The following is an 11,708-nucleotide window of genomic DNA, read 5'->3' as shown; positions in this document are numbered from 1 at the left end:
GTAGGGGAGTGAACGATTTCCTACCCATAATCCTGTCCATAGTCGCTGCGCTCGTGGTGATTGGCGGACTGGTCCCGGTCCTGCTCAAGGCCCGTAAGTCCGGCTCCAAATACCCCGGGACCCGCGACGCCAACGACCCCCTCCAGTCGCCGGCAGCAAGCGGCGGAACCTTGGTGGAGGACCGGCCGGAGCCCGCCCCCGCGCCCGGCCGTCACGGCTCCCTCGAAGAGACCTTGGTCCCGGACGATGCCGCCGGGCTGGAAACCATTGCCGTGGAGACCCCGGCACCCGTGGAGGGCCGCCTTACCCGTCTTCGCGCACGCCTGGTCAAGTCCAACAACATCCTGGGCAAGGGCCTGCTGGCCCTGCTTTCGGGTGACAAGATCGACGAGAACGTGTGGGACGAGGTGGAGGAGACCCTTCTCCTGGCAGACCTTGGAACAGAACCGACCATGGAACTCGTGGAGTCCCTGCGCGAGCGCGTCAAGGTCCTGGGAACCCGCGATCCGGAGCATGTCAAGGCCATGCTCCGGGAAGAACTCATCAAGCTCGTTGACCCGTCCATGGACCGTTCCTTGAACGTCGCCCGCCAAGGTGACCGTCCCGCCGTCGTGCTGGTGGTAGGTGTCAACGGCGTCGGCAAGACCACCACGGTGGGCAAGCTGGCGCGTGTCCTGGTGGCTGAAGACAAGGACGTCCTGCTGGGAGCAGCGGACACCTTCCGTGCGGCAGCGGCCGAACAGCTCGCCACGTGGGGCCAGCGCGTGGGCGTGCCCACGGTGAAGTCGGACATCGACGGCGCGGACCCCGCTTCGGTGGCCTACGAGGCAGTCAAGGCCGGCATCGACCAGGAAGTCGATGTTGTCATGGTGGATACCGCGGGCCGCCTGCAGAACAAGACCGGCCTGATGGACGAGCTTGGCAAGGTCAAGCGCGTCATCGAAAAGCTGGCCGAAGTGGACGAGGTCCTGTTGGTGCTGGATGCCACCACCGGCCAGAACGGGCTGAACCAGGCGCGGGTCTTTGCCGAGGTGGTCAACATCTCCGGCATCGTCCTGACCAAGCTCGATGGCACCGCCAAGGGCGGCATCGTGGTCGCGATCCAGAAGACGCTGGGCGTGCCGGTCAAGCTCATCGGCCTGGGCGAAGGGCCCGACGACCTCGCGCCTTTCGACGCCGAGGGCTTCGTGGACGCACTGCTCAACTAGTTCTCAACTGACTGGCAATAGGGGTTGTTCTGAGCGTTCAGAGCAACCCCTGTTGCCAGTCAGTTTTGTTTAACCGCGGGTTCGCGGGCGGGAAGCCACGCTGCCGCGGTCACCAGGAGCACCCCGCCGGTGATTCCAAAAGCCCAGCCGTAGCCCAACTGGTCCGCCAGGAGCCCGGCAACCACCGGGCCGATGATGGCTCCGGTATCGGCCGCCATCTGGAACACTGCCAGGACGCGGCCACCGGAGCGGCCCCGGCCAATCACATCGGCGACGGCGGCCTGCTGCGCCGGGCCCAGCAAGCCGGAGCCGAAACCCGCCACTGCGGAGGCAACGAGGAACCACACCAGGTCACCGGTCACGCCGATGAGCCCCGTAGCGGCTCCCGTGATGACCAATCCCGGGATAAGCAGCGGCTTCCGTCCCCAGGAGTCCGAAAGCCGGCCGGAGAACGTCAAAGCGAGTGCGTTACCCATGGCGAACACAGCAAGCGCCCACGCCGCCGTTTCCGGACGTGACTGCAGGACGGCCGTGGCAAACAAGGGGATGGTGGCCATGCGCACACCGAAGGTGACCCAGCCGTTGCCGAAACTTGAGAAGACGGCCGCCCGGTAGGCCGAATCGGCGAGTGCCTCTTTCAGCGTCATGGCAGGCGCGTGCCGTGCCTCCTCACCCAGCTGGTTCGTGCCGGTCAACATCGTCCGCACAACGACGGCGGCGAGCAGCAGGGCAGCGGCGTACACCAGGAACGGCACGCGCAGGCCGAAACCGGCCAGGAGTCCGCCCACCACGGGCCCCAGGACGCTGCCGATCAGGAAGGCCGAAGCGTAGGCTCCCGAAACCTGGCCCCTTCGCTCCGGCGGCGCCAGCCGGATCAGCAGGCCCATGGCGGCGACGGTGAACATCACCGAACCCGCTCCGCCCAGGCCGCGGAAGATCAACAACTGCCAGTAGTTTTGCGCGAAAGCGCAGGCCGCAGTCGATGCGGCAACAATCAGCAGCCCGCTCACATAGACGCTCCGCTCCCCGAAGCGGACGATCAGCTGCCCGCCCGCCGGCGCGAAGACGAGGCGCATGAAGGCGAAGATACTGACGATCACCGCGGCGGCCGTCGCGCCGACGTCGAAGGTCGTGGCAAATTGCGGCAGTACCGGGGCCACCAGCCCGAAACCCAGGGCGATGAGGAAGGCGGCGGCCAGCATGACCTTCACGTCGCGGGGAAGCGGCTCCCTCTGCTGCCTGATCCTTGGTGGCTGGGTGGATCGGGGCGACTGTGGCATCCGGGGTGGTCCTGTCAGGGTCGAAGGTTTTTGCGTGGGCGCGGTACTCGTCCCGGGCCTGTGTGACGCATGAAACATATCCGTAACAACGAGGTTATGCATCATTTACGTTGGGGAGGTTGATGTAACAGGCCCGCAATCTAAATCCCGCGCAGGTGAAACACTGCGGCACAAAACTTTATTGCAGGACGCAAAAGGCGTCAGGACAGCGGACGAACCGCAGTACTAGCAAGAGAGGACGTGCACCATGGAACTTACCGCAGGTCACGTATGGGTCATGGTGGCGGCAGCGCTTGTGCTGTTCATGACACCGGGATTGGCATTCTTCTACGGTGGTATGACACGGGCCAAGGCCGCCCTGAACATGATGATGATGAGTTTCATCTCCATCGGCATCGTGGGCGTTGTATGGGTGCTGTGGGGGGCATCCATGAGCTCCGGCGAGGGCTTCATGGAGATCGTGGGGAACCCGTTTGCATCATTTGGACTGGCGGGAGTGGACGCCACTCCTGACGGTTACATCAAGGTAGGCTTCGCAGCCACGTTCGCCATCATCACAGTGGCCCTGATCAGCGGCGCGATCGCCGACCGTGCCAAGTTCGGCGCCTGGAGCCTCTTCGTTCCCGTATGGGTCACGCTGGTCTACTGCCCCTTGGCCTACATGGTGTGGGGCGGCGGCCTGTTCGGTCCCGAGGGTGCCATCGGCAAGGCGCTCGGCCCGGCCATCGACTTCGCCGGCGGAACGGTAGTGCACATCAACGCCGGCGTGGCCGCACTCGTCCTGGTGCTGATCATCGGCAACCGCCGCGGCTTCGGCAAGGACCCCAACCACCGCCCGCACAACATTCCCTTCGTGATGCTCGGTGCAGCCATCCTGTGGTTCGGCTGGTTCGGGTTCAACGGCGGCGCGGCAACCACCGCTGAGCAGGGCGGCCTCATCTGGGTCAACACCCTCGCAGCTCCGGCCGCAGCAATGATCGGCTGGCTCATCACCGAACGCATCCGCGACGGCCACCCGACGTCCCTCGGCGCTGCGTCCGGCGTCGTGGCAGGCCTCGTTGCCATCACCCCGGCTTGCGCCAACGTCGATCCCATCGGCGCCCTGGGCCTGGGCTTGGTCGCCGGTATCGCGTCCGCCCTCGCCGTAGGCCTGAAGTTCCGCTGGGGCTTCGACGACTCCCTGGACGTGGTGGGAGTACACCTGGTCTCCGGCATCATCGGAACCGTAGCACTGGGCTTCATCGCAAAGCCGGTGGACGGCGTGGGCGGCGGCCTCTTCTACGGTGGCGGCATGGCCCAGATGTGGGCGCAGCTCGCAGCGGCCGGCATCGCCATCGCCTTCTCCGCCATCATGACGGCGATCATCGCCCTGGCCATCCACAAGACCATGGGCTTCCGGGTCTCCACTGAGCAGGAGAACGTCGGCGTTGACCTCAGCCTCCACGCCGAGACGGCCTACGAGTTCGGTGTAGGCGGCCACGGTGGAAGCTTCCAGCCGCTGCACGACGTGATGACCGGCAAGAACGACGCCGCAGTGGAATCCAAGGCCACCGCAGCCGAAGGCAAGGAGAGTGTCCAGGCATGAAACTCATTACAGCGATCGTCCGTCCGGAGAAGCTTGAAGCAGTCCGGGAAGGCCTGGAAGCGTACGGCGTCCAGGGGTTGACGGTCAGCGCGGCCAGCGGCTACGGCCGGCAGCGGGGCTACACGGAGGTGTACCGCGGTGCTGAATACAACGTGGACCTGCTGCCCAAGATCCGCATCGAGGTTCTTGCCACCGACGAACAAGCGGACGACATCCTGGATGTCCTCATTGCAAGCTCCAACACCGGCCGGGCCGGTGACGGGAAAGTCTGGACCGTGGACGTCTACGAAGCGGTCCGTGTCAGGACCGGGGAGCGCGGCGCGGCGGCCATTTAGGCGGACGGCCGGACCCCGGCTGTTGATCCGGGAAACGAACAGCGGGCCGGGTACCGAAAAGGTACCCGGCCCGCTTGGCCGTTAACAGTCAGCCGTCCCGAAACAGTCAGCCACCGTGGGACAGTCAGCCCCTGTGACTTGCCGCCGCAGGACTGTTACTGCCGGTGTGCCCGCTGTCGCTGCGCCCGCCGCTGGTGCCCCACGCTGCCGGCCCCTGGCTGCCGGCGTCGTACTCCTCCAGCGGGACCGCATCCTGCGCCCAGGCACGGAGCACGGGTTCCATGATCCGCCAGCAGTTCTCCGCGGTGTCACCGCGGACGGAGAGGAGCGGATCGCCGGTAAGGATGCCTTCCAGGACTTCGCCGTAAGGCAGCATGCCGGCAGCGTTGAGCTCGGTGATCAAGCTCGCCCGGTCCAGGGTGAACACGTCGCCAGGGCCGTTGACGTCGACGTCGAGCTGCAGGACGTCGGGACCGAAACCGATCCGAAGGTGGTTGGGGGAGTCGACGCCGGAGAACCCGACCGGCAAATGCGGCACGGGACGGAAAGTCACCACGGCTTCCTTCCGTTTGTGGCCCATCGCCTTGCCGGAGCGCAGGATGAACGGGACGCCCTTCCAGCGCCAATTGTCGATCTCCACCGTGACCTGGGCGAGGGTTTCGGTGTTCCTGGCGGGGTCCACGCCCGGCTCGGCCGCGTAGTCGGTAATGGTGCGCTCGCCGAGCTTCCCGGCTGTATAGCGGGCCCGGCGGGTCGAATCCTGGAACGGGGCCTTGATGCTGCTGGCACGCAGGACCGCGGCCACGGCGTCACGGAGATCGCGTTCGTCGATGGAGGCGGGGGCGTCGATGGCCAGGAAAGCCATGATGTGGAGCAGGTGGCTTTGGATCATGTCCTTGAGGGCGCCGGCATGGTCGTAATAGCGGGCACGGCCTTCCAAAGCCAGGTCTTCGTCGAAGATGATCTCGACTTTTTCGATGTGGTCGCGGTCCCACACCGGTTCCAGGAAGCGGTTGGCGAAACGCAGTCCGAGGATGTTCAGCACCGTGGCCTTGCCGAGGAAGTGGTCCACCCGGTGGATGTGGTCTTCCGGGACCAGCGCGGCAAGTACCTTGTTCAGTTCCCGGGCCGATTCCAGCCCCGCGCCGAAAGGCTTCTCCAATACCAGCCGGGTTCCAGGCGGAAGCTGGTCACGGCGCAGGAGGGCACAGGCTTTCTGGCTGACTTCCGGGGGAAGGGCGAAGTAGATGGCAACCGGCCCTTCCAGACGCGCCAGCAAGTCGGCGAGCCTGCCGTCCGCCGTGACGTCGACCTGATGGTATTCCGTGGATGCGGCCACCGAGTCCAGTACTGACCGGCCTGCGCTTTCCGCGGCGCCGGCGGCTGCAGCGAAGGATGTGTCCACGCGTTCCTTCCACTGCCGAGCGGTCCAGGGATCGGACCCGGCCCCGACCAGTCGAAGCCCGCCAACCCTGCCTGTGGCAAGGAGGCCGGCAAGTCCCGGAAGGAGCAGGCGGCCGGTGAGGTCGCCTGAAGCGCCGAGAATGAGCAACGTTTTCACAGTTGTTTTGCTGGTCACTGTGCCAGCATGCCATCTTGTGGACGCGACTTGGTACCCTAGATAGTCGAGTCCCCTAGTTGACGCTGATTTATTAGGGTTGAGACACATTGTTGGGGCAGGAACGTCAAAGACTCCGGTGAGCCGCAAGGCCGCCATTCGCAGACCATCGAAAGAAGTGCACGGCGCGTGTTCAATTCACTCTCTGACCGGTTGACAGCAACCTTCAAGAACCTCCGTGGCAAGGGCCGCCTGTCGGAGGCCGATGTCGACGCCACAGTCCGGGAGATACGCCGCGCCCTGCTGGATGCCGACGTCGCGGTTCCCGTGGTCCGTGAGTTCACGTCGCGGATCCGCGAGCGTGCGCTCGGCGCTGAAGTGTCCGGGGCGCTGAACCCGAGCCAGCAGATCGTGAAGATCGTCAACGAGGAACTCGTGGAGATCCTCGGCGGTGAAACGCGGCGCATCAGGTTGGCCAAGACCGGCCCTACCATCATCATGCTGGCCGGCCTCCAGGGTGCGGGTAAGACGACCCTCGCGGGCAAGCTGTCCAAGTGGCTTAAGTCCCAAGGCCACAGCCCCATGCTCGTTGCCTGCGACCTGCAGCGGCCCAACGCCGTCACCCAGCTCCAGGTGGTGGGCCAGCGCGCAGGCGTTCCGGTGTTTGCTCCGCACCCGGGCGCCACCTCTGAACTTGAACACCCGGCAGGCGATCCGGTGGCCGTGGCCAAGGCCGGCGTCGAGGAAGCCCGCCAGAAGCTTCACGACGTCGTGATCGTTGACACCGCCGGCCGCCTCGGCGTCGACGCCGAAATGATGGACCAGGCGCGGCGCATCCGCCAGGCGATCATCCCGAACGAAGTCCTTTTCGTCATTGACGCCATGATCGGCCAGGACGCCGTGAATACGGCAATGGCCTTCGACGAAGGCGTCAACTTCACCGGCATCGTCCTGTCCAAGCTCGACGGCGATGCCCGCGGTGGTGCCGCGCTGTCAGTAGCGTCCGTGACGGGCAAACCGGTCATGTTCGCTTCCACGGGTGAAGGGCTCGACGATTTCGAGTTGTTCCACCCGGACCGCATGGCCTCGCGCATCCTGGACATGGGCGATGTCCTGACCTTGATCGAACAGGCTGAGAAGGCCTGGGACAAGGAAGAAGCTGCCCGGATGGCGAAGAAGTTCGCCGACCAGGAAGACTTCACGCTGGACGACTTCCTTGCCCAGATGCAGCAGATCCGCAACATGGGCTCCATGAAGAAGATGCTCATGATGATGCCGGGTGCGCAAAACATCCGGCAGCAGCTGGAGAACTTCGACGAACGGGAAATTGACCGCGTTGAGGCGATTGTCCGGTCCATGACCCCGCACGAGCGCGTGGCTCCCAAGATCATCAACGGTTCCCGCCGTGCCCGTATCGCCAAGGGCTCCGGCGTCCACGTCTCCGAGGTCAACGGCCTGCTGGAGCGGTTCGCCCAGGCTCAGAAGATGATGAAGAAGATGGCGCAGGGCGGCGGCATGCCCGGTATGCCGGGAATGCCCGGCCTGGGTGGACCCGGCGGCGGCCGCAAGGGAGGCAAGAACGCCCCCAAGAAGAAGGCGCGTTCGGGCAACCCCGCCAAGGCTGCGCAGGAGTTGCGCGAGGCAGAGGCCAAGCGCGCAGCTGCCGCGGCTGCTCCCAAGGGTGCAGCGTTCGGCCAGGGCGCCGCTGACTTCGATCCGTCCTCGTTGAACCTGCCCAAGGGCTTCGACAAGTTCCTGGGTAAATAAAGCGCAGGCAAGGCTGACCGGCCTCCGGTCAGCCCGGTATGCCCCGTCGTCCTCCCGTGATGTCGCAGCCCTCGCATAGGCTGGTCCAATGCACAAACAGCGCGTAGTTTTTGTCCACGGCCTGGGCAGTTTCGGCGCTGCGGCCTGGCCAAAACAGCATGGCCTTGCCCTGCGGTATGACTGCCTTTTCCTGAGGCGGCACGGTTTCGATCCCGTGGCCGAGCCCCTTGAGTCGGACATTTCCGCGGATGTGGCCATCCTTGTTGACGCGCTGGCCGACTCGGGCGGGGGACACGTGGTTGCCCACGAACAGGGTGCCATTTCCGCCATGCTCGCCGCGGTGGAGCGCCCGGACCTGGTGTTTTCGTTGTCCTTGGTGGAACCGGCGTGCTTGTCCTTGACGGCCGAACTTCCCGCTACGGCGTCGCACCGCGCCCTGATGCAGCCCTTGTTCGATGTCCGTAGCCAACTCGGCGACGCCGACTATGAGCGTGAGTATTTCCGGCGGGCCTACGCTGCTGAGGCGGGCGGCCTGCAGACACCGGAAGCGCGGCGCTCAGCCCGGCGTTTGAGGTTGCAGGCCCCGCCGTGGGAAGCGCCCCTGCACATTGTGCCCGGTGTTCCCACGCTGGTGCTGACCGGCGGCTGGGAGCCGTTGTACGAGGAAATTGCCGGGTATTTGAGGGATACCGGCGCCCTCCACCGCGTAGCTGCTGGAGGGCACCGTCCCCAGGACTCCGCCGACGGCGACCGGTTCATCCGGTCCTTCATTGCCGACGTCGGACGGGGTTTGTCGGTCAGGGCGTCGTGAGCCGCTGGTCACCGCGGGCCGGCAGCTGGAGTTCGGGCAGGTAGACCTTGCCTCCGGTCGCGAGGAACTCCTCGCTCTTTTCGCGCATGCCGCTGTACATCTCCGCTATGGCCGCCTGGGCCTCGGCGGAACCGTATTCATCCCGGATGTCCTGGCTGATGCGCATGGAGCAGAATTTCGGCCCGCACATGGAACAGAAGTGCGCGGTCTTGGCGGGTTCAGCGGGAAGCGTCTCATCGTGGAAGGACTCCGCGGTCACCGGGTCCAGTGAGAGTGCGAACTGGTCCCTCCACCTGAACTCGAACCGCGCTTTGGACAGCGCGTCGTCGCGTTCGTGCGCGCCGGGGTGGCCCTTGGCCAGGTCTGCGGCGTGGGCTGCAATCTTGTATGTGATGACTCCGGTTTTGACGTCGTCCTTGTTCGGCAGCCCCAGATGTTCCTTAGGGGTCACGTAGCAAAGCATCGCTGTGCCGTACCGGGCGATTTCCGTGGCACCGATGGCCGAGGTGATGTGGTCGTAGCCTGGCGCGACGTCAGTGACCAACGGGCCCAGGGTGTAGAACGGCGCGCCCTTGCACAACCGCTGTTGCCGTTCCACGTTTTCACGCACCAAGTGGAACGGAATGTGGCCCGGGCCTTCGACCATGACCTGGACGTCGTACTTCCAGGCCCGCTCCGTCAGCTCCGCCAGGGTATCCAGTTCCGCGAACTGTGCGGCATCATTGGCGTCTGCGGTGGCGCCGGGCCGCAGTCCATCTCCGAGCGAGAAGGCAACGTCGTACTTGGCGAAGATTTCGCACAGTTCGTCGAAATGCGTGTAGAGGAAGTTTTCCTGGTGGTGGGCAAGGCACCAGCCGGCCATGATGGAGCCGCCGCGGGAAACAATTCCGGTCACCCGGTTGGCTGTCAGCGGCACGTACCGGAGCAGGACGCCGGCGTGGATGGTCATATAGTCCACACCCTGTTCGCATTGTTCGATCACGGTGTCCCGGAATATTTCCCACGTGAGCTTGTTCGCCTCGCCGTTGACCTTCTCCAGGGCCTGGTAGATGGGGACGGTGCCGATGGGAACGGGGGAGTTCCGGATGATCCATTCACGGGTGGTGTGGATGTCATCTCCCGTGGAGAGGTCCATGACGGTGTCCGCTCCCCACTGGGTGGCCCACTGCAGCTTGTCCACTTCCTCGGCGATCGAGCTCGTCACGGCTGAGTTGCCGATGTTGGCGTTGATCTTCACCAGGAATGCCTTGCCGATGATCATGGGCTCGGACTCGGGGTGGTTGATGTTGCTGGGGATGATGGCGCGGCCGGCGGCCACCTCGCTGCGGACCAGTTCAACGTCGCAGTTCTCCCGCAAGGCCACGAAGCGCATTTCCGGGGTGACCATGCCCTGCCGGGCATAGTGCATCTGGGTGACCCTTTTGCCGTCGACGGCGCGGCGGGGCACGGGCTGCGCTCCCTTCCATTCCGCTGAAGCCGCACCGCGGCGCACGGCTGACTTGCCGTCGTCGAGCAGGTTGCGTTCCCGGCCCGTGTAGCTTTCCGTATCGCCGCGCGCCTGGATCCATGCGGCCCTGAAGGGTTCAAGCCCGACGACGGGATCGCTGCCCGGCCCTGCCGTGCGGTACACCCTCAGCGGATCGTTGGCCTTCCCGTTGGGGGAGGGCTCCAAGGCAATCTCGGTCACCGGGACGCGGATGCCGTGGCCAGGGTCCTCCACCCAGGCAAGCGAGTGGGATTTCAGCGACTGCGTGACGGCGTCCCCGCCGGGAGCTGTCAGGTTTTGGGCAGGGCTGTGCTGTGTTTCTGTGGTGCTCAAGGATTACTCACTTCCTTCGCCGGCATTACCCGGACAGGTTCAACGGTCGCAGACTGCTTCAGTCCTTTTCTCAGCCCCTGCAGGGGCTCCCGTGTGGTCAGGGACGAAGCTACCACAGCTGCGGCGGGTGCTCCCAGTCATATGCGGTCCGGATCCGGACTGTGGCCGCCGGCACTAAGCTTCTGCCATGCCGAACATCATTGAATTCAGCGGTCCGGTGCTGGTTTCCGCGCATGAGGAACGCCGGGGCCTGTGGTCCGTGGACGGCCGCCTGACCTTCAGCCGTCCGGAAGCTGCCCCGGATACCGTGCTGGAGGGCTGGGTCCTGCCCGGATTCGTTGATGCCCACTGCCACATTGGCCTGGGAGCCGGCGGGGCAGTGGATGAGGCCACCACCCTGGAGCAGGCCCGTACCGATTTGTCCGCCGGGACGCTGCTGGTCCGTGATGCCGGCTCCCCGGCCAATACGAGGTGGGTCCAGCAGCGTACGGACCTGCCAAGGCTGATCCGGGCGGGACGGCACATTGCGAGGAGCCGGCGCTACCTGCGCGGCCTCGGACACGAGGTGGAGCCGGAGCAGCTGGTGGAGACCGTTCGAAAGGAAGCGCGCGACGGCGACGGTTGGGTCAAGCTGGTTGGCGACTGGATCGACCGCGGCGTGGGAGACCTGGCGCCTTCTTTTCCGGCGGCGGTGGTAAAGGACGCCATCGCTGCAGCCCACGACGAGGGCGCACGGGTAACCGCGCATTGCTTCGCGGAAGAAACCTTGGATGACATGCTCGATGCCGGCATCGACTGCATCGAACATGCCACCGGGCTCCTGCCGCGGCACATCCCGCGGCTTGTGGAACAGGGTGTCCCGATCGTTCCCACCCTGGTCAACATTGCCACGTTCCCCGATATCGCGGCCCAGGCCGGGCCCAAGTTCCCCGACTACGCGCAGCACATGACCGCATTGTGGGGGCGCCGGCGCGAACGGGTCCTCGAGGCCTATGAAGCCGGTGTTTCCATCTATGCCGGCACTGATGCCGGGAGCGTTATCAAGCATGGCCGCATAGCCGACGAGATGCAGGAACTGCACGACGCCGGCCTGCCGCCTTCAGCGGTCCTCGAGGCTGCTGCGTGGGGCGCCCGGAGGTGGCTGGGAGCCGAGGGCGTCAGCGAAGGGGCGAGTGCCGACGTCGTGCTTTGCAGGGAGGATCCCCGCCGCGCCCTGGCTACCGTGCGTGAACTTAGCCACGTGGTTCTGCGGGGCACCATCGTTCGTTAGGAATAAATTGAAGCTTCAAGTAATTTAGTAAGGTAGAACGTGCCGAAAGGCGGCCGCCGAACTACCGGGAGCATC

9 protein-coding genes and 1 riboswitch are annotated in these 11,708 nt (G+C 65.2%); of the genes, 6 read left to right on the top strand and 3 right to left on the bottom strand.

Translation table 11 applies throughout. The annotated features are described in order from the left end of the window. Positions 1–8: 8 nt before the first annotated feature. Positions 9–1,208 carry a signal recognition particle-docking protein FtsY gene (ftsY, locus tag RI444_RS13405; RefSeq protein WP_021470810.1) on the top strand — a complete coding sequence of 400 codons (1,200 nt, stop codon included), beginning with the start codon at positions 9–11 and terminating at the stop codon, positions 1,206–1,208. Positions 1,209–1,267: 59 nt separating this feature from the next. Here ftsY and RI444_RS13400 read toward each other — a convergent pair whose 3' ends face one another. After that, complete coding sequence (locus tag RI444_RS13400; protein ID WP_031216026.1) at positions 1,268–2,488, bottom strand: MFS transporter; 1,221 nt, start codon at positions 2,486–2,488, stop codon at positions 1,268–1,270. Between the two features lie 247 nt (positions 2,489–2,735). Between RI444_RS13400 and RI444_RS13395 the strand changes: the two genes are divergently transcribed. Together RI444_RS13395 and RI444_RS13390 are read left to right on the top strand one after the other, a co-directional pair. Continuing rightward, positions 2,736–4,073 (top strand): ammonium transporter, encoded by a 1,338-nt coding sequence (locus tag RI444_RS13395; protein WP_021470808.1) that lies wholly within the window; start codon positions 2,736–2,738, stop codon positions 4,071–4,073. After that, positions 4,070–4,408 carry a P-II family nitrogen regulator gene (locus tag RI444_RS13390; RefSeq protein ID WP_017199639.1) on the top strand — a complete coding sequence of 113 codons (339 nt, stop codon included), beginning with the start codon at positions 4,070–4,072 and terminating at the stop codon, positions 4,406–4,408. The genes RI444_RS13395 and RI444_RS13390 overlap by 4 nt, the downstream gene beginning before the upstream one ends. Positions 4,409–4,532: 124 nt before the next feature. Here the strand turns inward: RI444_RS13390 and RI444_RS13385 are convergent, their stop codons facing one another. Then, entirely contained in the window at positions 4,533–5,987 is a 1,455-nt protein-coding gene (locus RI444_RS13385) for a glucose-6-phosphate dehydrogenase (protein ID WP_242703044.1), read from the bottom strand. A 168-nt stretch (positions 5,988–6,155) separates the two neighbouring features. Here RI444_RS13385 and ffh point away from each other — a divergent pair, with 168 nt between their 5' ends. Further along, positions 6,156–7,733 (top strand): signal recognition particle protein, encoded by a 1,578-nt coding sequence (ffh, locus tag RI444_RS13380; RefSeq protein ID WP_021470806.1) that lies wholly within the window; start codon positions 6,156–6,158, stop codon positions 7,731–7,733. Positions 7,734–7,821: 88 nt separating this feature from the next. Then, the gene (locus tag RI444_RS13375) at positions 7,822–8,544 is read left to right on the top strand and encodes an alpha/beta fold hydrolase (protein ID WP_069694967.1); all 723 of its coding nucleotides are present in this window, start codon (positions 7,822–7,824) and stop codon (positions 8,542–8,544) included. Here the strand turns inward: RI444_RS13375 and thiC are convergent. Then, entirely contained in the window at positions 8,531–10,363 is a 1,833-nt protein-coding gene (gene thiC, locus RI444_RS13370; RefSeq protein ID WP_207604501.1) for a phosphomethylpyrimidine synthase ThiC, read from the bottom strand. The two genes, RI444_RS13375 and thiC, sit on opposite strands and share 14 nt — an antisense overlap. Next, positions 10,358–10,466, bottom strand: a riboswitch (TPP riboswitch). (Overlaps the previous gene by 6 nt.) Before the next feature lie 84 nt (positions 10,467–10,550). On the opposite strand from thiC, the gene RI444_RS13365 reads away from it, so the two are divergent. After that, positions 10,551–11,633, top strand: coding sequence for an amidohydrolase family protein (locus RI444_RS13365; RefSeq protein ID WP_021470803.1), 1,083 nt, complete (start codon positions 10,551–10,553; stop codon positions 11,631–11,633). Positions 11,634–11,708: the final 75 nt, after the last annotated feature.

Source organism: Paenarthrobacter sp. AT5 (assembly GCF_032764245.1).
Lineage (GTDB): Bacteria > Actinomycetota > Actinomycetes > Actinomycetales > Micrococcaceae > Arthrobacter > Arthrobacter ureafaciens.
Note: the sequence above shows the minus strand (reverse complement) of the source record. Positions and strands in the feature narration are given on the sequence as shown.